Below are 25,519 nucleotides of genomic sequence, written 5' to 3'. Positions count from 1 at the left end.
GGGATTCTTTGTGCAGTAGATAGGCATTATCGTTTTCCAGCGAGATGGTCTGATATTTTTTGAATATCCAAAATATAAGCAGTGAACTGAGTAAAATAAATAGTACATTCATCCACCAATGTCCCCCCCATTTTCCCTACTGAGTAAACAAACAAAGTTTCAGAGAATTGTTTATGCGAGATTTGTTTTGCTGCATAGATGATATTTCCCATACTGTAAACACTATTTGGAAAAGAAAGCATCATCCACCAATATACTGCCCAAGTTAAAGGACCGAAAACAGTATTTCCAACCATTGCTCCAATAAAGGCGCTGCTGGAAAACATGAAGAATAGCAAACAAAAGTTGCTAACGACGGAAGTTATTAGTTGTCCTAGAGTTGCATTCATATATGGCGCAGGAATTATTGTATGAATCAAAATGGCATAAAGTGATTGTCCAACTAGGAGCGAAATCAGAAGTGGTAACGCGATATATAAAATTTTTTTCTTAAACAAATCTTTTCTTGAAATTCCTAATGAGAATAAAAATTGATTGAATCCAGTTTTTTGATCAATAAAAAAGAGCAAAAAACCAGTTAAGGGAATAAAGAATAATAGAAATGCTTCAGACCTATAAGAGAAATTTGAAGCATAAGGAAACTTGTTTGAATAGTTGGATGCTTTTGAAAGTATTTCAAAAGTGACTCCTTCCTGTGTATAGAAAGAACCAGGTGAGCCAATACCATAAAATGTAAGTTTTCTTTGACGATAATCCCTATAAGAAGTAAATGGCATTTCTTTCATTTTTTCGTTATCCCATGAGGTCAGACTTTCTTTGTGCACTTCATAGAATTCCTTATCATTCGGATCACTATAAGCATTTTCCCACTGATTATTTTGGATTATAACATTGAAGAGGCATGATCCAATTATTAGAATACATGCAGCAATCAAAACTTTCTTATAGCGTTCTAAATAAATTGATCGGATCATTTCAAATGCCCCTTTCTGGATGACTTCAAATTTGCCTCGAAAATATCTTCCAAGGTTAAAGGTAGTTCTTCATAAACAAGCGGTTCAAATCCTTTAATTGCCGTTTCAAGTTCTTCTGAAAAGTGCTCAAAAACGACAGTAACGACACGCCCTTGAAAATCGAGCATTTTAGAATTTTCTTTTACTATAGCTGGAACCTTTTTTGTTTTGAATACAAGCTGAAGCTTTTTGGCCTTTTCACGCATTTCTTCTAAACGATAATCTTTGATGATTGTTTGATTTTTTAAAAGCAGGACACGATCTACCAAACTCTCTAATTCGGCTAAATTATGTGAGGCGATCATAGCGGTTCTTGAATATTCGACAAGATGTTCCATTAGTAAACCGATCACTTCCTTTTTAATAATGACATCTAATCCATCGAAAGGCTCATCCAATAATAAATATTGTGCATTCGAACAGATTGCTAGAATGATTTGAAATAGAGCTTGTTCTCCCTTTGATAATTGTCGATAATTTTGAATTAATGAAAAATTATGCTTTTTCACTAATTCAACAAACAGTGATTGATCAAACTTTGAATAAGCTAATTGATAAAATTTGCCGATTTTTTGAATAGAATATGTCCGTAAAAAATTTTCTTTTTCATCAATAAAAAAGATTTCTTGTTTAACAGCTGGATGTTCAAATACCGATTCTTGATCAATTAGAATATCGCCCTCATCAGGCAAATAGTGCCCAGCAAGTATTCGGAATAAGGTAGTTTTCCCTGAACCGTTTCGACCAACAAGACCAACAATTTCATTATCATTTAATGTGAACTCAATATCTTTCAGGACAGAGAGCTGATCGATTGTTTTTGCTAAATTTTTGACAATCAAGATGACTGACCTCCTAATTTTTTTTCTGCCTCTTGTATCCATTGCAGTAATTCTTCTTGCGTGACTTGTAAATGATGTGCTTCAATAACTAATTCATTTAGCGTATTTTTCAGTTCTTGAACACGAATTTCGTCTCGAGGTAATTCCTCAATTGCACGAACAAAGGTACCTTTCCCTTTGACAGTGACTAAAACTTTCTCTGCTTCAAGTACTTTATAGGCCTTACTTATGGTATTTGGGTTCATCAATAACTGCTTGGCCATCTCTCTGACTGATGGGATTTTGTCTCCCGGCTGCAGAATCCCATGTAAAATATCCTCTTTGATTCCTAATACTAGCTGCTCGTAGTAAGCTCGACTACTATTTTTATCGATTCGAACCATATCGTCACCACCTTATTAGGTTGTTCGTGTGTACTAGTATACATAGTACACTTAGTTTAAGCAATGACTTTTTTTCGATTTCTGATATACTGGAGGGGAGCGTATGTTCGTTTTTTGAAACTGAGATTAGGAGTGATGAAGATGTATCGTTGTCAATGGTCAGGGAGTAATGAGAATATGCAAGTCTATCATGATACGGTGTGGGGTGTTCCGGAATATGATGATCAACGCCTGTTTAGAAAGCTAGTTTTAGATATGAATCAAGCAGGATTAAGTTGGCAAACTATTTTGAATAAGATGGATAATTTTGATCAGGCGTATGAACAATTTGAGATTGAGAAGGTTGCCAGTTTTGATGAAGCAAAAATAGAAGAGTTAATGCTGGATGCTGGAATCATTCGCAATCGTCGCAAAATCGAAGCTGCAATCATCAATGCACAGAAAATTCTAGAGATGCAGGCAGCGGGGTTAAGTTTTTCTGATTATTTATGGGGCTTCACCAATCATCAAGTCATTGATAATAAAATAGGCGCCATTTCAGAGGTGCCTGCTAAAACTGAACTATCAGACAAAATTGCTAAAGATTTAAAGAAACGTGGGTTTAAGTTTGTTGGTAGTACAACGATCTATGCTTTTTTACAAGCTGTTGGAATCGTTAACGATCATGAAATGGCGTGCTTTCGTCACGAAGAAGTGAAAACGTACTTTAAGCAATCTTCTTGAATACTTTTCTACACTTGATAAAATTAAGCAATAAAGGAAAGAGGTGGACTCAGTGGCAAGAGCCGTTTTTTATGGAGCAATCAGCTTAGATGGTTATTTGGCGGATAAAGAGGATCGATTAGAATGGTTATATCGTCAAGAAGGTGGAGAACTTGTTCCTTATGATGAGTTTTATCAAATGATTGATTATACGATGATGGGCAGACGAACCTATGAAGCCGTTAAGCGGGATGCAGAGCTTGAAGACATTTATCCAGAAAAAGAAAACTATGTATTCAGCCGTTCGGGTATTGAGGTTGATGAGAACCTTCATGTTGTTGCGAAAGATCCAGTTGAGTTTATTAAAGAGCTTCCTGCAAATAAAACTGTTTGGGTAGTCGGCGGAGGAGCCCTTTTGAAGCCAGTGATTGAAGCAGGGCTGATTGAAGAATGGTGGATACAAATTGTACCAATTTTATTAGGAGAGGGCGTTCCTTTATTTTTACCTCAAGCCAATCAACAAAAATTACAGCTGTTAGAAACAGAACAGTTTGGGCAGTTTGCTCAGTTGCATTTAAAAAAATAAAAAAGCCAGATTTCTGGCTTTTTTTAATACTCATTAATATCTATTTCGCTAGCTGCGGCTTCAAATTTTGCTTGACAGGGTAGTAACTGTTTTTTCTTATTCGGAAAAGTTTGATCAAAATCTTCTAAACCTTCAAGATTCGGGTACATTCCTTCAGAAAAATAGATTTTACCATGAATCTTATCAAGAGCTCCAGCCTTCAATGGCAAAGCCATAATTCCTGTATAAAATTTCCCATCAGGCATAGAAATATTATATTTTTTGGTACCGACAAATCCATAAGAATGATAGTGATAAGTAAAGCCGCCAATCACGATTGCTTCATAGTCTAGACGTTTCGCCTCAGCAATAGAATGCTGGATCAACATTCGTCCATAGCCTTGTCGATGATAGTTGGGGTGAATGCTAACGGGACCAAAGGAAATAATAGGATATTCGGTTCCATTGTAATCGATAATCTTTGCTTTACTGTAAAAGATACTACCGATGATTTTTCCATCCAATTCGATGACGAATGTTAATTCTGGAATAAAATCAGGGTGTTTGCGGAGAGTGTGTGCGAGGTAATGTTCTTCAGCACCAGGCACATATAAATTCCAGAAAGCCTCTCTTGTAATTTCCTCAACTTGGCGATAATCTTGTTCTTCTTCAAGTCTAATAGTAATGGACAAATAATCCCTCCCAGATAGTTTATTAACAAGTATATCACAGTTTTTTTCTTAAAAGAGGGGCTGATCCAACAAGAAACATTCGTTAGAACCACCAATTTCTTATCAAATAAAAAAGGCAGACGAACATTTACTATCGAAATCAATAGCTATATGTTCGTTTGCTCTCGTTTTGTTAAGTATTTTTCAAAAGACTTTTGAATCAGTTAATTCAAAGCTTATTAGACTATTTCACTAATTTGTTGAAGAATTCAACGTATTTATCAGTAATCATCTTAAAGAAGTCCACTGTGCCGTCGGCAATGTGTCCATCATTGTCGATTAAGTTCATGATGCCGCCAATATAAGCTTCAGGTTGTTGTAAAGTTGGAACGTCTAAGAATACTAATGATTGACGCAAAGCATGGTTTGCACCAAAGCCACCAGGGCCGCCAGGTGATACGGTTACTACTAAACCTGGTTTTCCACCCCAAACACTGCTTCCCATAGGACGAGAACCAACGTCTAATGCATTTTTCAATGCAGCTGGAACAGAACGATTATACTCAGGCGTTACGAAGAATAAGCCGTCGACTTCGCTAACGTCCTTACGAAAACGAGACCAAGCTTCAGGAACGGAGCCCTCAACTTCAAGGTCTTCATTGTAAAATGGAAGATCTCCGATTTCGATAAATTTTGCTTCGAATCCTTCAGGTAATAATTCTGCAAATTTTTTTGCAACGATTTTGTTGTAAGAGTCTTTTCTTAAGCTTCCCACTAAGATACCAATTGTCTTTGTCATAATAATTCCTCCTAATCTGAAATAACATTACGTTTGTTATTCGATGTATTAATCTTACAAAAAATAAGTAAAAGGTGCAAAAGATATGCTTACGAAGAAAAATCAAGCTGTAAAGAAAAAACTCTTTACAGCTAACTCAAAGCGTGTTAGACTACATCTTGTGATTAATTATATGGAGGTGTAGTTATACAATGGCAGTTAAAATTCGCTTGAAACGTATGGGTTCTAAAAAGAAACCTTTCTACCGTATCGTTGTTGCTGATTCTCGTTCTCCTCGTGATGGACGTTTTATCGAAACTGTGGGTACTTACAATCCTTTGAAAGACCCTGCAGAAGTCGTATTAAAAGAAGAAGATGTTTTAAACTGGTTACAAAAAGGTGCACAACCTTCTGATACAGTTCGTAACATTCTTTCTAAAGAAGGCATCATGCAAAAACACCACGACGCTAAATTCGCTAAGAAATAAGGTGATCAATTATGCAAGATTTAACTAACCTTGTGTTGACCATTGTCCACCCTTTGGTGACAAAACCTGAAGAAGTGAAATTAGAGATCGAAGAGTCTAACGATTTCTTAGAGTACAACTTAACTGTTGCACCTGAAGATATCGGTAGAATTATCGGAAAACAAGGCCGAGTGGCAAAGGCGATCCGTACGATCGTTTATAGTGTTCGGACAAATGGACCGAAAAAAGTTCGTCTTAACATCGTGGATGGTAAATAAAGTAAAGCACTCGAGTCAGTTTGATTCGGGTGTTTTTTCGTTAAAAATACGGTAAACTATGGTTGGAGGTGTTTCATCATGAAAAAATATTTGTTGCTGTTTAGTGCATTGTTTGTTTTGACGGCCTGCAATACGGGAAATAATGATTCAAAAGATAGCACCACGAAGTCGACCGCAGCAGCTACTGAGAAAACCGGCTCGAAAACAAGCGTGTCTGCTTCAGATAAAAGCTCAACCAAGTCGAATTCAGATAAGCAATCGCCAAATACTTCAGATTCGAAGACACAAGCGAGTTCCACAAAGACAGATTCGACTCACGGCAACCATGCTATGTCAGCAATGGATGAATTGAAAGCCAACTATCCAAATGACAAGTTTCCTGATCCTGCAACTATCAGCGGAGGGAAACAAATTGGTATCACTGCTTCTGAGGAGCAAGGGGTATTGAAGGTCAATTATTATGTTGTGAATGAAGATACACCTTATAATGATCCAGTGCTAACTAATCAAACGCCCGTGGCTCAATTTCAACGCCAAGTGTTTGACTCAAAGGAAACAGCTCAAAATAAAGTCGGACAAACTTATGATCCAAATGGTCAGCAAGTTGATCTAGGACACAGTATTACTGGTTATCGCAGTGCTGGGGCTGGCTCTAGCTTCATCATGTGGAAAGAAGGCAATTGGAGTTTAGCTGTACAGGCTAACAATCTTGAACAAGAAGATCCTATTCCATTAGCAAAACAAGCTGTTGAGTATCTGGAAACAGCTTTCTTACCAGCACCTAGAGACGCAGGACAAATTTCTTTACGTGTAGCGACAGGTGATCTTCAATCAAATAGCGTAGTTTGGCAAGAAAACAAAACCGTCTATACCATTATGAATGGTGATTCGATGAGCAGCTTAAAAATGGCTGTTTCAATGGCAAAATAGAAGAAATAGAAAGAGGAAAATTCGTGACTAATTACTATAAAGTTGGAAAGATCGTCAATACTCACGGGATTCGTGGTGAAGTACGCGTGATTTCTACTACTGATTTTACGGAAGAACGCTATCGAGTTGGAGAAGGACTTTTCTTGTTTCGGGATAAACAAGATGTTCTTCCTTTGACGATTGCGAGTTATCGCAGACATAAAAACTTTGATTTGTTGAGTTTTGAAGGTTATGAAAATATTAATTTAGTCGAACCTTTTCGCGATGGTATTCTAAAGATTTCTGAAAAGCAATTAGGTGAGTTAGATGAGCATGAATATTATTACCATGAAATCATCGGTTTAACAGTTGTTGATGAGGAAGAGAAGGAAATCGGCAAGATCACTGAAATTCTATCTCCTGGAGCTAATGATGTTTGGGTCGTGAAGCGTAAAGGGAAAAAAGACGCGTTAATACCTTACATTGAATCTGTAGTGAAGGCGATCGACTTGACTGAGGACGTTGTTCACGTGGAAATTCCGGAAGGGTTGTTGGACGATGCGGATTGATGTATTAACAATTTTTCCTAATATGATTGAAGGGCCATTAGGTGAGTCAATCATCGGAAAAGCCGTTGAGAAGGATATCCTGGAGATTAACGTTCATGATTTCCGTGAATATTCGGACAACAAACATAAACAAGTAGATGATTATCCATATGGCGGCGGTGCAGGCATGCTGCTAAAAGTCCAACCGATTTATGATAATTTGAAAGCAATCGAAGCAGAAACCGATATTCAGAAGAAGCGTGTGATTCTGCTCGATCCAGCTGGAAAACCTTTCAACCAAAAAATGGCGGAGGAATTTTCGCAAGAAGAGCAGCTAGTGTTCATTTGTGGGCATTACGAAGGCTACGATGAGCGGATTCGCTCCTTAGTGACTGATGAAGTGTCCTTAGGAGATTATGTGTTAACTGGTGGTGAGCTTGGCGCAATGGTCATGATCGATGCAACAGTGCGCTTATTGCCGGATGTCTTAGGCAACCAAACTTCAGCAAAAACAGATTCCCATTCGACCGGTTTGTTAGAACATCCGCAATACACACGTCCAGCAGAATTTGAAGGCATGAGTGTTCCGGAAGTTTTGATGAACGGAAATCATCGTTTGATTGAGGAATGGCAATTGAAAGAATCTTTGCGTCGTACGTATTTACGCCGACCAGATATGCTGGATAATATAAAATTAACACCAGAAATGGAAAAATTCTTAAAAGAGATCAAACAAGAAGAACAATAATTTTTTAGAAGCCCTTGGTTTTAAGGGCTTTTTTGTATGCATACTGTTAAATTCAGTTTGCCAGGATTGTAATAGCTTTATTGCGCAGAAGCAGTTTGACCAAGTAAGAAAAGTCGTTCAGCCATGGGGATACGGAGTAGAGAGGATAATTAGTGTGTATTAGTTATTCAGAGAAAAAGCCTTTTGCCAATAATTCTAAGACAGAGTTTCTTACTAGTCGCTCAACATTTGATTTATTTAGTTAGACTATATTTTAGATCTCTTATTTTTACAAAAAAAACCCTTGATTTCTCAAGGGTTCGAAAGACATCTTTAGAATTAACGACGAATTTCTTTGATACGAGCTGCTTTTCCGTGTAATGCACGTAGATAGTAAAGTTTTGCACGACGCACTTTACCGTAACGAACAACTTCGATTTTTGCAACACGTGGAGTGTGAAGTGGGAAAGTACGTTCCACACCAACACCATTAGAGATTTTACGTACAGTATAAGTTTCGCTGATGCCAGCTCCACGGCGTTTGATTACAACACCTTCGAATAACTGGATACGTTCACGAGTTCCTTCGACAACTTTCGCGTGAACACGAACAGTGTCCCCAGGGCGGAATGCTGGGATGTCAGTACGTAATTGTTCTTGAGTTAGTTCTTGAATCAATGGATTCATCTTTATCATTCTCCTTATTCCAAATATTCTTAAGACAGCTGTCCCAGCGGAATATCGTATAATAGATGAGTTTTACACTCACCTGAACATTTTAACAGAGGAATAACTATCTGTAAAGATAAAATTCTTGTCAGATAGACTCTATTTCAATTTTTAACGTAAGTTGCTAGATGCATTATCTGAAAGGTCATTTTGGCTATCATTCTTATTTACATATCCGGTTGCTGACCGTCATGAGCAGGCCATTGACAATCTGTCAGCTGCATATCAGTAAAGACGGCCTTAAAAGAAGAGGCTTCGGGGGAACAAGCGTAGACACCAAATTGAACTTTAGCATCTCCATTCAACATGTGGCAAATCCTCATTTGCTGGAACTTTTTGCCATCGAGTGAACACTCGATGCAGTAATCATCTTCACGTCTGCTAAGTCGATACCACATGGATTTGATGGACGCGTCAATTTCAGTTGTTGCCCAGTCGGAGTAACCGTGATTTGTCACAACACTGCCTAAATGCTGAAAGTTTTCATTCTCATATTCAATCGAACCCTTCAACCAATTTTCGCTATCTAAATACATTACGATGCCGCACTGATCAAATCGATGATGACTTTCGGCAAATTCTGTTTTTACTATAAAGCTGAAATACTGTTCATCTGTCTCCATTTGAAAAACCGGGGCATTGTCATTTTGAAAATGATAATAAGTATTTTGCCAAAGATCTGTGTGGGGTTTAGTAATAACCTCCAAGCTATTTTTTGATAGCTGATAGCTTTCTGGTAAACGTGTCCATTCGAAATCCAATAAATTCATACCATTATCTCCTTAAAAATTTTATTAATAAGATCGTAGCAAAAATATCGCTGGTTAGCTATGGAAATTTTTTTATGAAGTACAGAGGTTCTTTCAAGTGCGGTAAATGTTTTTGAACATTGAAAACAATACTATATGCAAAATAATAATAAAAGACGTTTTAAAATGGTTTTCTATCCAAACCTTAAATCTGTTACAATAAATATATTAAGAAAAAGGCTAATTATCTTTGATTTACTCATCCTCATATTACAGGCAATAAATCGATATTAGAAGGGAAGTGAAGAGATGACTACTTGTGATTTTTTACACAATTAGTTTTTCTCGAAGATATGGATCGAAAAGCATTATGGATTACTCAAACGGGTGTATTATTGGCATTATTGATCGTTGTCCAAGCAGTAACATCAGGTCTGGGAAATACCTTAGTAACAGGATCTTTGGTTAATTTGATCTTGATTGTTGCCGTAACTACAGGCGGCTTAGCAAGCGGCCTAACAATCGCATTGCTCTCTCCGATTTTTGCTTTTATGTTCGGTATCGGCCCAGCCTTTCCGCAAATAGTATTTTGTATTGCGATAGGGAACGCCGCCTTAATGATTATTTGGCATTTGTTAGCTGGCTTCAACAAGAGGCAGAATATTGTGAATTTCGTCATGGCAACAATTGTTGGCGCCGTGATTAAGTTCGGTGTACTCTATTTGTCAGTTGTTCAATTTGTTATTCCGATTTTGTTGAAAATGCCTGCGCCAAAGGCAGCGATGGTTTCAGGTGCTTTTTCTTTTCCACAATTGATCACGGCTTTGATTGGCGGCGGATTATCGATTTTAGTGGTTCCTGTACTATCGAAAGCATTAAATCGACAAAGGATGAGTTAGTAGAAGGAAGGCAAGCAGTTAGAGTTATTTTGGTTAAAAAAAATCTATAGATTCTCCGCGTCTCAAAAAAACTATTTGTTTTTTTGAGACGCGGAGATTTTTTTGCTAAATTTGGGGATATTTGAATTTCTTTTTAGCGATTTGTGCGAGTGCCGTAGCTATTTTGTCATAATCGGAGGAAACGATTTTCTGATGACAATGGATGATCGGCTGATGTAAACGTAAATTAGAAACGGCATCTGCTGAAATAGGGACTTCACTAATAATAATATCTACACGCTGATCAAGTTTGTTCGCTACCTTTAAGTTGAAATAGGAAGAAAAGTATTGGCAAATAGTATTCTGCAAATTCTGATTTGAAATAAGTGAGATAAATGCAACTGTAATCGGAGCCGTATGCTTCTCGAACTCAAGATGTTTATCATAGATCAGACAGTATTGAGGTAAGAGATATTTATGGTAATCTCTAGACCAATCAAATTCAGCTGTCTTCATCTCTGATTCAACCAGATATTGAATGTGTTGGATTTTATGCTTCTTTCGGAGATCATTGGTTTCATGAGAATAATAGGGAAGAAGAGTTTCGAGATAGTTCAAAGCATCGCCGATAAAAGCAATCCGATAGTGCAGACATAAGACAGAATATAAAATTTTTTCTCGCTCTTCATAAGTTAATGGAACAGACAGGTGATAATTGACTCGATCAATAATATAGAAGGCCTTGTGAGAAAACTTCTGTTCATTAAGTGTTTGGTTCAAAAGAAAAAAGTCAGGAATCGTCTCGACAGAGGAATAGCCTCCAAGTGCTACTAGGCTGCTGCAAATCAGTTGTGTATTTTCAATCCTCTTTGCCTCAGACTTTTGAGGTAAATACTTACCAATTGCCGTAGAAAAGGACTCAAAAGCTGCTTGATTCGATCCACAACATGCTTCGTACAAAGGAACTCTGATTTCATGCAGATCAATCTCGAAACCTTGCCGTTCTCTTAAGAGATGAACTGCCAAGTAGTAATGAGTCAAAACATTTTTGTCTAAGGATATTGATTTAAAAACCTCATTGGGGCATTCATCTAAAAGTAAAGAGATATCTAAAAAGCTAAAAGAAGAGAACGGCCAATAGCCAATGCCATAGATGGAGACGTATAAGACTGTATAGAAAAATCTAAGGTTGATTTCATTTCCAGCAATGTAAACATTACGTCTCGAATATATCTCTAATCCAACTTTTTTTAGTGAGTCATTAAGTTCGATGATAATTCTACGTACTTGTGTATAAGATACATGGAGACTATCTGCAACATCTTGAAGTGTTTCAAACTTTGTCATCAATAATGAATTCAGAAGTTGGAACTTTGATGATCTTAAAATATAGAAGTTTAGGATCGTCTGAATATTAAAAGATTGAGAAATCTGCAGTTCAAATATTTGATTTGTTGGAGAATAGTTCAAATGGATCCGATCGGAAAAATCTGATAATCGAATATCGTCTAAAATAGAATGAAAAAGTGAATTCGCTGTTTGGTGATTAATATCCACTACCTGTAGTAACTCATCTAAGGTACAAATATGGTGCTCTGAATCAAAGATTGTTTGAATGAAAAAAATTTTATTTCTATCTAGTTTATTAACGAGAAAGTTCATTTATACCTCCTATAAAACGTTATTTATTTGAAGAATACCATAGATGATTTTTCTTTAATAGAGAAATAGTCGGAAATAATTCAGTTTTATATCGACTTAAATTGAATGGTCATTCAACAAAGTTATTAAAATGTTATTTATAAATAAATGTTTGCGATTTATAGTTTTAAATAATAAATGTTCATTTTTTAGTGGATTCTATGAAATGAAGAACAAATCAAGGCTAAATATTCTTATATACTAAATTTAGAAGGTAATCAAAAAAATTTAACTCAAAATAGCCTATTTGCTTTTTGATAAGGATAAATCAATTGACTTAAACCTAGTTTTTTCGTCCAGACACTGTCGTTAGTGGTCTGGACTTTTTTGTCCCTTTATACAATGAATAATCCTCTTATTGATATAAAAGGTAAAATGAATTTTTTGAGTTAAAAATAAATTAGAAATAGACCGAAGTTCATTTATTTTCCTAATATTAAGAAAAACATGTAAAAATTATAGTCTCTCTATTCTGTATTATGAAGATATAAATCAGTTGAAAGGAAAATAATGGTTTTGGTCTGGAAGGAGTGAGCATAGTGATTCTGGATTTAATGGACACTCGCTACTTAAGACGGTATTTAATACTCAATCATCTTCACATGAATCAAAATCAGTCAATTGAATTAATGGAGCTGGTAAAACTCTTAAATGTTTCATATCCCACAGTGAAAAAAATTGTGTCGGATATTAAGCTGGACATCCAAGAACTCAACTACGAAGAATACGTTGAACTGATCGATCTCTTTGAACAGAACAAAGTTATGTGGTACGTAAAGAAGAATTTTTCAGCCACAGTTTTTCGCCTTCATTATTTAGAACAATCCTATCGTTTTCAACTATTTTCTCTTTTCATAGAGCCTAAGGAATGGACACTTTCTGAAATCATCAAAAAATTAAATATCTCCTATGCAGTGGTAAAAAAAGAACTTTCTTATTTAAAAAAGGTGATTTATTCACATGCGAATACACTTACATTGAAAAATGATCGTAAGCCTATTCTTTTGGGAGAGGAGATTACTATTCGCTGCATGTATACAGGCGTATTTCAACAAGTATACGGCGCATACAAGTGGCCATTTTTATTTATCAGTACACATGAAGTAGTAGAAATTTTGAGTGTGCTGGAAGGGCTGATTTATCGGAAATTTTGTCCAAGATTTTTAACTATACATTATGGATTAGCTATCTCCTTATTACGGGCAAAAAGAAGATCGGTGCCTGACAATGAGTACTATTGGAAACCATACACTATTGAAGAAAAGCAAGCTTATGACGCTTTTACTCTCATGTTAAGGAAAAAAGGAGCAATGATTAACGCTGACTGGTTAAAGGTGGAGGCTGATTTCATTATCAGCGGAATCATTGCAATGAGTATCGGCCATGATGATGGAAGGTTGCCGGCTTTTTTTACAGAGTCTTCAAAGTTGAAGGAGTTAAATTTTTTACGAAGAGTAGATGCGAAATTGGAAACAATTGAAAAATATGGACTAAGGAAAATGACTGATGAAGAACGGGAAACGACGTTTGCTCGGTTAGTCGGTGTCTTTTATCAAATAGCTATTTATAAGAAGACTTTACAGCAAAGAATCATTGATCTCTATGTTCATCATCCATTTGAGTTTCCTAGTAATAAAGAGCGAGAGAGAACTTTTTATCAAGTCTTCATGAGTAATTCTAGTGTTAATTTGAGTTCAGAAGCAGCTGAATATATCGAGTACTTATGCGTGGCCTATTATAAAATTCTTTTCTTCGAACTGAATCGGCAGCTATTTCATCCAAAAATTCGAATTTATGTCATCAGTAATCGAACACCTGAAATGTTAGTAAGCACGAAGCTGCAAATGATAGGAAATTATTTCAATATTGAAATAGAAAAATGCTTTTGTGAAGAGATAGATTTGATTGTTACAGACATGGCTTTGTCTAGCAATTTTAAGTCTTTTCTATCAAGACGGATACCCGTTATTCATATGAGTGAAGGGTATTGTGCGAGAGACAATGAACTTCTGCAAGAAATGCTGGTGAAGATCGCTGACAGTAAATATCGAAAAATAAAAAATCGAAAATAAAAATGAGGATGTTTTGAAATGAGGAAAAGAATACTTTGGATTCTAAACAGTCTTTTCTGGGTACTTTTGCTGCTGATAGTTGCATCCGCAGCATGGTTTAGATTTGATGATAAAACCGATAAGTCGATTTTTGGCTATCGCTTTTACACAGTTAAAACCAACTCCATGAAGACAGATAAATCAATTAAAAAAAGGTTCGAAGGTGAGACCTTTGAAAAAGGAGATTTACTGATTGTTAAAATCATAACTCCTTCTAAAGTTGAAGTAGACGATGTAGTCACCTTCGTGCCAAGCGGAATAGAGGATGGTTCAATCTATCTGACGCACCGAGTTGTCAGTATGAACAAGGAGAAAAAGACGCTTGTAACAAGAGGGGATGCAAACAATATGGATGATCCAGAAATATCTGCTCAGCAAATAATTGGAATCGTTAATTTCGCTATCCCTTTTATTGGAACGCTCCTAGCGATTATACAAGGCAGTCCTTATTTGTCTATAGGAATTGCGATTGCCGTCATTCTACTATTTAGTCTCATCTCAAAGTATTTTTTTAGCAAGGCTTGACAAAAAGTGTGCATCACTTTTTGATAGCAAAATAAATTTTAAGGGGGATTCTTATGAATTCGAGAAAGAAAAAAGCAGTAGGGTTATCACTTATTATGGTGATTGTCTTGGTATTGATTGGGACCTTTGCCTGGTTTACATCTACAGATAATGTGACCAACAAATTCAAGACAGGGGCGTTACCGGATGGCTCAGTTAAAATCGTCGAGGACTTCGAAGAGCCAGATGGTTGGACACCAGGAGAAGAAGTGAAGAAGGAAGTTGGTGTCCTTAGTAATAGTGATACTGATGTCGTTGTACGTTTGTCATTTAAAGAAGCATTGCAAAAAATGGAAGCAGACGGAAACAAATTAAAGCAATATGCTTTTGATACAGAGCAGAATGATACTGATTTGGTTCCAGTACCATCAATTGATTTTTCCAATAATGGCTATGATGATCCTGCAAATTTAGGGCTAACAGTTTCTGGGCTCCCTGCAGATGTAACAATCGTCGGAAAGCAAGTGTTCACTAATAAGTATGAATTTGCTTTATATCGTGATGTAAGCGGCACACTGTACAAAATGGATGGAGATTTTTCTTATGATTTACAGACAAAAACAGTGACCGTTTCAAATGTGAAATATCTCTACTATAAACTTGGCATATCAAGTGATAAAGATTGGGCAGTCGCTTCACATCCAGCAGATATTACTAAGTCAGCTTTGGATACGAAAATTTTATTGGGGTATTCTGGTGATGTGGACAGTGGAACAGTTACTACTGGAAAATGGGCTTATGATGCTAACGGTGGTTGGTTCTACTACATTGGTACATTGGCTCCTGGTCAAACGTCTCCATTGATTTTAACATCTGTTACATTGGATGGCAGTGCTGACAATACGTATCAATTGATGGATTACTCGTTAGACGTAAGAATTGAAGCACTACAGGCAACGGAAGAAGCTATCGATGGTGGCGGATTCCCAGGAATTCCAACTAATATTGCTAATGCGATTAAGGCGACGTTATAAAAAAACAGCAAGTGCAAGTTCATTTTGCAAAAATGTTCATTTAATAAGCTGTATTGAATGGGAGTGAGGCGGTGAAACGACTAAGCAAAATAATTTTCTTACTATTGGTCATGATCTTGTCTATGATCTCTTTTCAAAACGTCTCAGCTGCTGCAAAAAATTTACCAGATGGATTTTTAGTTGGTGATGAAGATGGAATAAATATCACAAAAGATGGCGGCTACTTCTTTAACTTAGACGATTTAAAGCCAGGAGATATGGTTAAGCGAAAATTGATCATTAAGAATCTCCGAGACGAAGCGTATGACCTGAAATTAGTTATTAGACCAAAATCAAAAACGGGAAAAATTGATTTGATTGAAAACATATCTATGCAGATTCTTTTTGAGGATCAAGAAGTCTACCAAGGAAACTTAGGTACGAATAATGATGGAAGCAAAGAAGTTTCCTTTGGATCTATTGCTGCAAGATCGGAAAAGGCGGCAGTCATTGATTTAGTGGTGAATGACGTAAAAAAATGGAATCAATTATATTATTCTGGACCAAGCGAAGCCGAGGTTGAATGGCAGTTTATAGCGATCAGTTCAGAAAAAGGAAAAGATCAAAAAGAATCTGTCCCACCCAAAAGTGCTGGAAATAAGCAATCCTTTGAGTCAGGTGGTAAAGGATTGTTTCCCCGTGCTGGAGAAATTTTAAAGAGTAGGTTCATTTGGATAGGACTTATCTTCGTTGCTATCGTTTGTTTGATAGCGGTTAAAAGAAATCGATCAAAAAATATTTAACATTGTCGCAGTGCATATGACTTGAGCACACAAATGAAGCTGGTGCGCTTCAAGTTTTGTTGAAGGCACCAGTTCATTTTATTGAAACGAGGTGATGCTGTTTTGAAGGATCAGCTTCAGAATATTTTTCGTAGGCTTCGATCAAAGATTTCAAAGAGGAGGACACTAACAAGAAGAACGCTTATTGTTTTTACTGTTAGTCTTCTTTCACTTTCAACATTCGCTTGGTTTATAACGAATGACTCTGTACAAAATCATTTCAAATCGGGAAATCCATTGTTCAATGTCGCTTTAGTGGATGATTTCGTACAGTTGGATGAAGTTTCTACTGATACGGAGATCAATAAAGTTGTTGCGGCGAAAAATACAGAAAGCTTGGATGCATTTGTACGTTTGATGGTTTTTCCAGCAGCTATAAGAGATGGAGAGCCTTTCGAAGTCCAGCTAGATAATCAAGTGCAATTGATTGGTCTAGATACAACTAAATGGAAGGATGGGAAAGACGGATATTATTATTATCTGGATAAGCTTGCCCCAGGCGAAACATCTACTAACTTATTCGAAAAAGTGAAACTCGTCATTCCTGATGATCAAAAAGAAAATTATAAAGATGTGAGTTTTGATATCGTTGCAAAAACAGAAGCAATCCATACGAAGAAGTTTGATTATCGTCTTTCTTGGTGGGGCAGTGATGATCCACAGACCGCAGAGCCGCTAAGAACAGTCGATGAAATATTAGCAGAAAAACGTGAGGAATAGGAGGGAGTAATTCATTGAACAAAAGAATAGTGAAGTTCTTATTATTAGCCGTTTTACTCCTTTCTATTGAGGGGAATTCTGGCATTTATGCAGAATCAACTTCTTTAGCTGAAAGGAGTCCCATTGATTCAACAATTGCAACCACTTCAACAGAAGAGAACTCCGAAATAATTAGTAGAAAAGCTAAGGAGGCTAGCAGTTCTGCAAGTTCTTCAGTTGAAAAATCAGCCGCAACATCTGAGAAAAAAAGTTCGGAAACAGTTAATGAAAAAACAATAGAATCAAGTCATTCATTCGATGAAAAAAGCTCAGAAAGTGATGACGAAAACGAAATCATTCCATTGATCAAACAGCAGCCGTTTTCTTATGATCTTGCCGCTTCTGATGCTCCCGCAAGAAATGTCTCTCAGCAGTCAGCAGTTAAATTTGTATCGACTGCAAATTTTCAATTGGGAGGTTCGGCAATTGATAGTCATGGGGCCCTTTGGACTTGGGGATACAATCATTATGGAGTTCAAGGATTAGGCTTACCGGAGACCGACTATTTAGGTGGAATGAGACGTGTCAACTTTTTCATTGATAACAATATTAAACTGGATAGTATTACAGCTGGATATGTAAACCAATATGCAATCACTACCGATGGAGAACTTTATGCGTGGGGTGATGGTAGGAATGGAAAAGTGGGCATAGGTTCTACCACAAACCAATGGATTCCCCAAAAAGTGAATTTACCTGAGAAAGTTTCGTTTGTTGCTACTGGGCAAGCGCATTTGACTGCTGTATATGCAGTAACAGAATCCGGCAAAGTCTATGCATGGGGATATGGCTCTAGAACGCTTATTCCATGGTTGGGAGAAACGAATACAACACCAAAAGAGATTGACGATCTTACCAATTTAAGTCAGTCTGAAGGAATAAAAAAAATTGCCGTAGGGTATCAACACGTGATGGTTCTGACAAATGAAGGTAATCTTTATGTATGGGGACTGAATGCTGAAGGACAACTAGGCCTAGGAAATACAACGACACGAAATCGACCTACCAAAGTAACTTTTTTTGATGACAAAGAAATTCTAGATATTGATGCAAGATTTTATCATTCGATGGTTCAGACAAATGATAATAAAATCTATGAGTTTGGTAAGCTGTATGGAAAAGGAATGAACGGGCCTAGAGATTTTTCCACGCCCAGATTATTGGAAATAGATACTTCATCGGCTTCATATTCTCCTGTAATACAAAAAATTTACGCCAATGATTATAACGGCTATTTCATTGATCAAAATGGACGTACATGGGTCTGGGGAGGAAATTTGTACTATAACTTTCTGACGGACGGTCCACTATATGGAACGACACCAACAGCATATCCATATGATTTTAGAGATCCATTAAAAGGAAAACTGGACAAATATCTGGAAAAGGCCACACAGCTTCCCAAAACGCTGGGAGATGGCGATACAGAATTCTACGCATACCCCAGCTCTAAAGCACTGAAGGCACCGGTGTTCCATGATATCCCATTTTCACAAATTGACCGTTTGACTGCAACGATCGACAATTATCGTGATACAGGTATGTGGTCGAATGTTGCCGATGGAGACGCAAAGCATCCAACAATATACGATAAAAAATATTACAAAACTGTTGGAGAGATGGGAAATATTACCAGTACAAATCCGTCAAGAGCACAAATGAGAGCGGCGCACAGAAATGTTTGCTTTATAGATAATCAAGATAGGAAACTAGTTTATGTAATTCGACGAACAAATAATAGTCCTGTTCGATATAGCGGCAATTACTACGTTGCAAGTAGTGAGTATAGCGGAGAGTGGTTCGTGGACAATCGTTCAACTACTAATCTGCCACAACATGTCACTGAAACGACGAGTGTTCCAGAAGTTCAAGAAGATGAAAAAAGTTGGATTGAGATCGCTACAGGCGGAGAGCCGAATGATTTTACGGGGACTCAGAATGCAGAGTTTCCCTATACTGTTGAAATGAGTTTTTTTGAATCGTCAGTGACAATTTTGGATTCCACAGGAAATATTTATAAACAGTCTTATAATGGTTCTGGGAACATAGCTTGGGGATGGGATTATGATAAATCCTATGACCTTCCGATTACTGCGACTGGAGCTGCGGATCGATTTGGCTTGTATGATTATTATAACTATGAAATCATGTTTATGCGCGGTTCGCCAAGGGTAATCCCTGGAAATATTGAGATTGAAGCGCCAAGAAAAAAACATTACAAATCACAACAAGTAAAAGAGAAGGTAAAAATTGAGATTGGATTGGGCAGCGCCTATCATAGTGCGCAGTTAAATTTGACTGTGGAGCCTGAATTAAAGGAAACGAAGTATTTAATCATGCCTTATGATACAGATGATCCCAATATAGAAATCAGCAGTCCTTCAGAGGAAGAATTCAATACAGCATATAATCAGGCTGCTTCTTTAGGATATACTGCACTTGATTTAGCCGAAAAAAATAGCTGGAAGGGAATCAAGCAAGGAGTAGATCAACCAGAAGTCAAATTGGAAGATGAAAGTATCGAAGTAACGGACAATTGTATTATTTGGGTTTTAGTCAAAACCAATTACTATGGCGCAGAACCAGCCGTAGTAAGTCGTAAAATATTTGACAATTATTATACTGAAATGACTATTGAACATAACGGAATTGACCATGCGGATACAAGTAATATTCTATACAAACCCACGAGCAAAAATGTGTCTAAGGTGACAAATGATGGGATTGAAAAATTGGTTGGGTTTCCTTTAGATAAGAATGGAAAAGTTATTGGTACAAAAACTAAACCGCCAACTTTTGGCTATGATAAAGCAAAAGTAGCCAAGCTGAGTGATGAGCAATGGAATAGCTTATTTGATTCAGAAGAAGTCAAAGATAATCAAGTCGAACAACAGCGGGCGGCTGTTCTTACAAAAACAAAAAGTGATTTTGAAGCTTCTGGAATGACTTGGTTGCAAGCAATTGAGAGCAAAGTGAAAGCATGGATTGATAGCTGGATCGAAGAATGGGTAGAGGAGGAGTGGCTACCTCTGTTTAAAGAAGCATGGCAATTTTACACGCCACAATCATCAGAAAAGACTTATACACTTAACGGCGTAGCTGCTGCTAATAACGATAACCTTGAAGCTGATGAGGGTGAGTTAGCGGTAAGCGAAAAGTATCTTCATTCTTTCCACTATGAGAAAAATGCGCAAGCTTTCGCTAAAGTTCATTATTTAGGTGTCGATAGTGAAGGAGAAAAACTTAACTCTTTTACTATGGAAACAGAGGAGGTTTTAAAAAAGGTTACGTATAGACGAATGGTTCCAGAGCTATTGATAGATGATATTGAATATCTGCCCATCGAGTACAAGATGACTAACGGCGTACCAGTAACAACTTTTCCAATCAATGTGAGTAACATGACAGAAATTGGTGACAATAATGAGGTAACTTTTAAAGCTGCTGAAGCTGTTGATGATATTACGGTAAATGTTCTTTACAAATCTTATACATCAATCATATTACATGCACGACAAGTGATTCAAAATTCTACTTCGTCAATCAAGAGACCAAGCAGTGGTTTCTTATCTTTAAATAATGTAAAGTTGCCGAATTACGATCAGAAGTTTTCGACTAAAAACGTTGTGGTCAATAGTGGCGATATTAATAAAATTGTTTCTTATAATGAGTATTTACTTTCGTTACAAAAAGGCTTCAAGGGAATCAAGGTCGATTGGATCACACCCCAATACTATAAATATCTTGGGTTTGTCTTAACTGAAGTAGAAAATGAACAAAATATCTCAAAGCTTGATAGCTCCCAAAATATTCACCTAAATTGTACTGGAAAAGAGGTCTATTGGCTAACGGTTTATCTAGAACCAGATACAACAATTCAGAACTATGCTTGGGATCAGAAAACAAATCAATTTGGGAAAGTAAAAATTCCATAGATGAATGAATACTCTATGCCAACTCAATTATTGATGAGGCATAGAGTATTCATTTAGCACTTTTTTTATACTTTAATCTTCGTACGATCACGATAGCTGGTATGAAGTATATGATGCGCTTTTAAACTTCCTGGTTTTTCTAAGAACTCTTGGTAGATTTTTTGGACGATTGGGCTTTCATTGGATTTCCGCAATCCTTTGCCTTTATCTTCTGAATATAGAGCAGCCGCACGTTTGGTCTTCAAGTCAACGAAGTTACGAACAGAAGCTGGTTGGACGGGTTGTCCACCACCGTTGATGCAGCCGCCTGGGCAGCCCATGATTTCTACGAAGTGATAGAATTTCTCACCTGATTCGATTTGCTTGAGTAGCTTCTTGGCGTTACCGATTCCTGATGCTACAGCTATATTGATCGTTGCGCCGCTCATTTCGTAGGTTGCTTCTTTGATGCCCTTCATTCCGCGAACCTCTGTGAATTCCACTTGCTCCAATGAATGACCGGCTAAAGTTTCAGCAGCTGTTCTCAAGGCGGCCTCCATAACTCCTCCTGTCGCACCGAAAATATAGCCTGCACCAGTTGCTTCTCCTAGAGGATTATCAAAGGCCTCATCATCCAACTCCACGAAACGAACCCCGGCTTTGTCGATCATCCTAGCTAATTCACGAGTAGTCAACGCAACATCACAGTCGGAGTAGCCAGCTGCGGCTTCATCTTCACGAGTAACCTCAAATTTTTTCGCAGTACACGGCATGATGCCTACTACAAAAATATCTTTTGGATCGATCCCTTCTTTTTCGGCATACCAGGTTTTTGCCAAGGCGCCAAACATTTGCTGCGGTGATTTACAGGTTGACAGGTTAGGAATCAGTTCGGGATGATAGTGTTCACAGTATTTTACCCAGCCAGGCGAACAAGAAGTGAACATCGGGAACGGTCCATTATTCCCAACACGTTCTAAAAACTCATTGGCTTCTTCCATAATTGTAAAGTCAGCAGCGACGTTTGTATCGAAAACTTTATCGAAACCAATCTGACGTAAGGCAGCGACCATTTTTCCTTCTACATTTGTTCCGATCGGCATGTTAAAGGCTTCGCCTAAAGTGACCCGAATAGAAGGGGCAGTCTGGACGATCACATGCTTCGTCGGATCTTCTAGAGCATCCCAAACTTCTTGAGTCTGATCTTTTTCATGTATCGCTCCTGTTGGACAAACGACGATACATTGTCCACAGGAAATACATGGCACATCACCTAGATTTTGTTCATAGGCACTGCCAATATGGGTGTTAAAACCACGTTCGTTCGGCCCGATAACACTTACTGCCTGCCATTTTGAACAAGCGGCGACACAACGACGGCAGAGAATACACTTATTATTATTACGGACCATGTGTACAGCACTATCGTCGAATTCATATTCGCAGTTTTCGCCATTGAAATAATCTTCATCGGCCACATTAAATTCCTTACAGAGTTTTTGCAGTTCGCAATTTCCGCTTCGAATACATGAAAGACATTTTCGTTCATGAGTTGAAAGAATCAACTCTAAAGTTACTCTGCGGGAATTGAACACTTTTTTTGAGTTAGTGGTAATTTCCATTCCTTCGCTGATTGGGTAGACACAGGCAGTTACCAAACTGCGGGCTCCTTTGACCTCTACTACACACATTCGACAGGCGCCGATTTCATTGATTTCTTTTAAAAAGCACAGAGTAGGGATTTCAATATTGTTGATTCGCGCTGCTTCGAGAATCGTCGTTCCTTCTGGAGCAGTACAAATTTTTCCGTTGATGGTTATCATTACTTCTTTCACTTGCTCCACCTCCTATATGACCGTGATCGCATCATAGCGACAAGTATCAATACATAAGCCACATTTCGTACAGATCGACTGATCGATTTCGTGAGGTTGTTTCACTTCACCACTAATCGCACTTACTGGACATCCTTTAGCACAAGCCCGGCAACCTGTACACTTCTCTGGCAGAATACGGTACTGGATCAAGTTTTTACATACACCAGACGGACAGCGTCGTTCTTCAACATGAGCTAAGTATTCTTCTTTGAAATAACGGAAAGTGGAGAGTACCGGATTGGGAGCAGTTTGTCCAAGTCCGCATAAGGAATTTTCTTGAATATGGTGGCACAGCTCTTCCATCTTATCCAAGTCCTCTAGCGTTGCTTTACCCATTGTGATTTTGTCTAGGATTTCCAACAAACGTTTCGTCCCAACTCGGCAAGGTACACATTTCCCACAGCTTTCTTCTACAGTAAATTCTAAGAAAAACTTTGCGATATCCACCATACAATTGTCTTCATCCATGACAATCAGACCGCCAGACCCCATCATCGAACCGATTTGCTTCAAATTTTCATAATCGATCGGTATATCGTAATGTTCTTGTGGAATACATCCGCCAGACGGACCGCCAGTTTGAGCCGCTTTAAATTTTTTGCCATCAGGGATACCGCCGCCGATGTCCTCAACGATTTCTCGTAAGGTCGTACCCATCGGTATTTCAACTAATCCGGTATTTTGAATTTTCCCTCCTAAGGCGAAAACCTTCGTTCCTTTGGATTTTTCCGATCCGAAGCTAGCAAACCATTCTGGCCCATTTAAAATGATTTGAGGAATGTTGGCCAATGTTTCCACATTATTCACGATCGTCGGTTTTCCAAATAAACCTTTGACTGCAGGAAAAGGTGGGCGCGGGCGCGGCTCGCCGCGATGTCCTTCAATACTTTCTAATAATGCCGTTTCTTCGCCACATACGAAAGCGCCAGCCCCTAAACGCAAATCTAAATCAAAAGAAAAATTGCTGCCAAAGATATGTTTTCCTAGAAGCCCTTCCTCGCGTGCCTGCTTAATTGCAATCCGTAAGCGATTTACGGCAATCGGATATTCTGCACGAACATAAATGTATCCTTGGTTAGCCCCAATTGTGTAGCCCGCGATAGCCATCGCTTCTATGACGGCGTGCGGATCCCCTTCCAAAACTGAACGGTCCATGAAGGCTCCTGGATCGCCCTCATCGGCATTACAGATAACGTACTTTTGATCTGCTTGGCTAGCCTTAGCAAATGACCACTTCATAAATGTAGGGAAGCCAGCACCGCCGCGACCGCGTAGACCAGAGGTTTCTAAGATGTTCAACACATCTTCGCGAGAAAAACTGTTTACTACTTTTGCTAAGGCCTGATATCCGTCAAAAGCAATGTATTCCCCAATTTGTTCTGGATTGATGCGGCCGCAATTTCGCAAAGCTACACGTTTTTGCTTGTGATAGAAGGGTGTATCCATCAATTTATTAATAATTTCTTTAGTTTCAATATCGTGGTATAACAATTTCTCGACTAGTTTTCCTTTAATCAAATGATCAGAAACGATTTTTTTCGCATGTTTTGCTTGAACTTGGTGATAAAAGACAGCTTCTGGATAAATAATGACGATTGGACCCTGCGCACAAAGTCCAAAGCATCCAGTTTTTACGATATTTACTTTGTCCGTCAAATCATTTTTAGCTAATTCTGTTTTTAAAGCCTCAACAAACTCACTGCTCTTAGATGAAATACAACCTGTTCCAGCACACACTAGTATTTCCTTTTCATATTGATAATCATTACGATCTTCATCATCTAAGCGTATCGTGATTGTCTGGTGATAAGTGTCTCGAAGTTCCTTTAGTTCATTCCAATCTTTCATATTATTTACTCCTGACTCTTAAGAATTCTATTCAACAACAACAATGTCCTAAGAAACTTTCACGACTATTTTGCAGGTATCGGATTATTGGAAGATAGTGGAGCGAAATTTTGCTAGTTTCTATTTAGATAGGTGACTAATATTTTATCTGCTTTTTTCTTAGATAGGCGGCCGTAGACTTCTTCATTGACAGTTAATACAGGTGCCAGACCGCAGGCTCCGATACATCTACAGGATTCTAAAGTGAATTTGCGATTAGCAGTCGTTTCACCTGATTCAATATTCAGCTCGGTAGAAAATGATTCTAAAATATCTCCGGCTCCTTTGACATAACAAGCTGTTCCCATACACACACTGATTGTGTAATCTCCTTTAGGCACAAAAGTGAATTGCGCATAGAAGGTAGCTGTGCTGTACAGTTCTTCTAAGGAAAGCGCAAGTTCTTTTGAAAGCCTTTTCATAATCTGGATTGGCAAATATCCATAAATCCTTTGAGCTTCCTGCAAGGCTGGCATTTGTGCACCACGTTGTCCCCTTAACTCTTCCACACAAGCTTGAAATTCTTGACGCTGACTTTCTGTTTCAATAAATTCAAATGCTGCATCGGTACTCATAATTTTAACTCCTCCTTTCTAATACTAAATCGAATTTTTAGAATGATTATAATTATTCCATTAGCAAAAAAAATATTATATATAGAATAAGTATATC

Annotated in this window: 25 protein-coding genes; 14 read left to right on the top strand and 11 right to left on the bottom strand. The window is 37.7% G+C overall.

What is annotated here, in order from left to right:
• Positions 1 to 26: 26 nt before the first annotated feature.
• Genes JZO85_RS19775 through JZO85_RS19765 form a run of 3 tightly spaced genes read right to left on the bottom strand, consistent with a single transcriptional unit; the run spans position 27 to position 2,238 of the window.
• Positions 27 to 974, bottom strand: coding sequence for an ABC-2 family transporter permease (locus JZO85_RS19775; RefSeq protein WP_242550455.1), 948 nt, complete (start codon positions 972 to 974; stop codon positions 27 to 29).
• Positions 971 to 1,855, bottom strand: a complete 885-nt coding sequence (locus JZO85_RS19770) for an ATP-binding cassette domain-containing protein (protein ID WP_207110237.1) — start codon at positions 1,853 to 1,855, stop codon at positions 971 to 973. The genes JZO85_RS19775 and JZO85_RS19770 overlap by 4 nt, the downstream gene beginning before the upstream one ends.
• Entirely contained in the window at positions 1,852 to 2,238 is a 387-nt protein-coding gene (locus JZO85_RS19765) for a GntR family transcriptional regulator (protein ID WP_207110236.1), read from the bottom strand. Before JZO85_RS19765 ends, JZO85_RS19770 begins: the two co-directional genes overlap by 4 nt.
• A gap of 141 nt (positions 2,239 to 2,379) precedes the next feature.
• Between JZO85_RS19765 and JZO85_RS19760 the strand changes: the two genes are divergently transcribed.
• The gene (locus JZO85_RS19760; RefSeq protein ID WP_207110235.1) at positions 2,380 to 2,961 is read left to right on the top strand and encodes a DNA-3-methyladenine glycosylase I; all 582 of its coding nucleotides are present in this window, start codon (positions 2,380 to 2,382) and stop codon (positions 2,959 to 2,961) included.
• 52 nt (positions 2,962 to 3,013) lie between these two features.
• Entirely contained in the window at positions 3,014 to 3,526 is a 513-nt protein-coding gene (locus JZO85_RS19755) for a dihydrofolate reductase family protein (RefSeq protein ID WP_207110234.1), read from the top strand.
• Positions 3,527 to 3,549: 23 nt separating this feature from the next.
• Here JZO85_RS19755 and JZO85_RS19750 read toward each other — a convergent pair whose 3' ends face one another.
• Positions 3,550 to 4,197, bottom strand: a complete 648-nt coding sequence (locus JZO85_RS19750) for a GNAT family N-acetyltransferase (RefSeq protein ID WP_207110233.1) — start codon at positions 4,195 to 4,197, stop codon at positions 3,550 to 3,552.
• 223 nt (positions 4,198 to 4,420) lie between these two features.
• Complete coding sequence (locus JZO85_RS19745; RefSeq protein ID WP_207110232.1) at positions 4,421 to 4,975, bottom strand: NADPH-dependent FMN reductase; 555 nt, start codon at positions 4,973 to 4,975, stop codon at positions 4,421 to 4,423.
• A 191-nt stretch (positions 4,976 to 5,166) separates the two neighbouring features.
• On the opposite strand from JZO85_RS19745, the gene rpsP reads away from it, so the two are divergent.
• The 5 genes from rpsP (at position 5,167) to trmD (ending at position 7,904) form a co-directional block, all read left to right on the top strand.
• On the top strand, positions 5,167 to 5,442 hold the full coding sequence (gene rpsP, locus JZO85_RS19740; protein ID WP_088932887.1) for a 30S ribosomal protein S16: 276 nt from the start codon (positions 5,167 to 5,169) through the stop codon (positions 5,440 to 5,442).
• An 11-nt stretch (positions 5,443 to 5,453) separates the two neighbouring features.
• Positions 5,454 to 5,699 (top strand): KH domain-containing protein, encoded by a 246-nt coding sequence (locus tag JZO85_RS19735; protein ID WP_207110231.1) that lies wholly within the window; start codon positions 5,454 to 5,456, stop codon positions 5,697 to 5,699.
• Between the two features lie 78 nt (positions 5,700 to 5,777).
• Positions 5,778 to 6,629, top strand: coding sequence for a lipoprotein (locus JZO85_RS19730; protein WP_207110230.1), 852 nt, complete (start codon positions 5,778 to 5,780; stop codon positions 6,627 to 6,629).
• A 23-nt stretch (positions 6,630 to 6,652) separates the two neighbouring features.
• A complete protein-coding gene (rimM, locus tag JZO85_RS19725; RefSeq protein ID WP_207110229.1) occupies positions 6,653 to 7,177 on the top strand; it encodes a ribosome maturation factor RimM in 525 nt (174 codons plus the stop codon).
• A complete protein-coding gene (trmD, locus tag JZO85_RS19720) occupies positions 7,167 to 7,904 on the top strand; it encodes a tRNA (guanosine(37)-N1)-methyltransferase TrmD (protein WP_207110228.1) in 738 nt (245 codons plus the stop codon). Before rimM ends, trmD begins: the two co-directional genes overlap by 11 nt.
• A gap of 318 nt (positions 7,905 to 8,222) precedes the next feature.
• Here the strand turns inward: trmD and rplS are convergent, their stop codons facing one another.
• Both rplS and JZO85_RS19710 read right to left on the bottom strand, forming a co-directional pair.
• Positions 8,223 to 8,570: a 50S ribosomal protein L19 gene (rplS, locus tag JZO85_RS19715; RefSeq protein WP_010746105.1), complete on the bottom strand. Its 348-nt coding sequence runs from the start codon at positions 8,568 to 8,570 to the stop codon at positions 8,223 to 8,225.
• Between the two features lie 209 nt (positions 8,571 to 8,779).
• Entirely contained in the window at positions 8,780 to 9,382 is a 603-nt protein-coding gene (locus JZO85_RS19710; RefSeq protein WP_207110227.1) for a DUF1349 domain-containing protein, read from the bottom strand.
• A gap of 332 nt (positions 9,383 to 9,714) precedes the next feature.
• Here JZO85_RS19710 and JZO85_RS19705 point away from each other — a divergent pair, with 332 nt between their 5' ends.
• A complete protein-coding gene (locus JZO85_RS19705) occupies positions 9,715 to 10,260 on the top strand; it encodes an ECF transporter S component (RefSeq protein WP_207110226.1) in 546 nt (181 codons plus the stop codon).
• Between the two features lie 105 nt (positions 10,261 to 10,365).
• Here JZO85_RS19705 and JZO85_RS19700 read toward each other — a convergent pair whose 3' ends face one another.
• Positions 10,366 to 11,901, bottom strand: coding sequence for a helix-turn-helix domain-containing protein (locus JZO85_RS19700; RefSeq protein WP_207110225.1), 1,536 nt, complete (start codon positions 11,899 to 11,901; stop codon positions 10,366 to 10,368).
• Between the two features lie 578 nt (positions 11,902 to 12,479).
• Between JZO85_RS19700 and JZO85_RS19695 the strand changes: the two genes are divergently transcribed.
• The 6 genes from JZO85_RS19695 to JZO85_RS19670 all read left to right on the top strand — a co-directional run bounded on the left by JZO85_RS19695 (position 12,480) and on the right by JZO85_RS19670 (position 21,104).
• Positions 12,480 to 14,012 (top strand): helix-turn-helix domain-containing protein, encoded by a 1,533-nt coding sequence (locus JZO85_RS19695; RefSeq protein WP_207110224.1) that lies wholly within the window; start codon positions 12,480 to 12,482, stop codon positions 14,010 to 14,012.
• 18 nt (positions 14,013 to 14,030) lie between these two features.
• A complete protein-coding gene (locus tag JZO85_RS19690; protein ID WP_207110223.1) occupies positions 14,031 to 14,576 on the top strand; it encodes a signal peptidase I in 546 nt (181 codons plus the stop codon).
• 53 nt (positions 14,577 to 14,629) lie between these two features.
• The gene (locus JZO85_RS19685; RefSeq protein ID WP_207110222.1) at positions 14,630 to 15,589 is read left to right on the top strand and encodes a BsaA family SipW-dependent biofilm matrix protein; all 960 of its coding nucleotides are present in this window, start codon (positions 14,630 to 14,632) and stop codon (positions 15,587 to 15,589) included.
• Between the two features lie 71 nt (positions 15,590 to 15,660).
• A complete protein-coding gene (locus JZO85_RS19680; protein ID WP_207110221.1) occupies positions 15,661 to 16,371 on the top strand; it encodes a hypothetical protein in 711 nt (236 codons plus the stop codon).
• A 276-nt stretch (positions 16,372 to 16,647) separates the two neighbouring features.
• The gene (locus JZO85_RS19675; protein WP_207110220.1) at positions 16,648 to 17,130 is read left to right on the top strand and encodes a hypothetical protein; all 483 of its coding nucleotides are present in this window, start codon (positions 16,648 to 16,650) and stop codon (positions 17,128 to 17,130) included.
• Between the two features lie 14 nt (positions 17,131 to 17,144).
• Positions 17,145 to 21,104, top strand: coding sequence for an RCC1 domain-containing protein (locus JZO85_RS19670; RefSeq protein WP_207110219.1), 3,960 nt, complete (start codon positions 17,145 to 17,147; stop codon positions 21,102 to 21,104).
• A gap of 65 nt (positions 21,105 to 21,169) precedes the next feature.
• Here JZO85_RS19670 and JZO85_RS19665 read toward each other — a convergent pair whose 3' ends face one another.
• The 3 genes from JZO85_RS19665 to JZO85_RS19655 form a co-directional block, all read right to left on the bottom strand.
• Positions 21,170 to 22,918, bottom strand: a complete 1,749-nt coding sequence (locus tag JZO85_RS19665) for an NADH-dependent [FeFe] hydrogenase, group A6 (protein ID WP_207110218.1) — start codon at positions 22,916 to 22,918, stop codon at positions 21,170 to 21,172.
• A 12-nt stretch (positions 22,919 to 22,930) separates the two neighbouring features.
• A complete protein-coding gene (locus tag JZO85_RS19660) occupies positions 22,931 to 24,808 on the bottom strand; it encodes an NADH-quinone oxidoreductase subunit NuoF (protein WP_207110217.1) in 1,878 nt (625 codons plus the stop codon).
• Positions 24,809 to 24,921: 113 nt separating this feature from the next.
• Positions 24,922 to 25,422, bottom strand: coding sequence for an NADH-quinone oxidoreductase subunit NuoE family protein (locus JZO85_RS19655; RefSeq protein ID WP_207110216.1), 501 nt, complete (start codon positions 25,420 to 25,422; stop codon positions 24,922 to 24,924).
• Positions 25,423 to 25,519 lie beyond the last annotated feature (97 nt).

This window comes from Candidatus Enterococcus murrayae (assembly GCF_017315985.1).
Classification (GTDB): Bacteria; Bacillota; Bacilli; order Lactobacillales; family Enterococcaceae; genus Enterococcus_A; species Enterococcus_A murrayae.
This window is presented reverse-complemented; position numbering and strand designations above follow the sequence as displayed.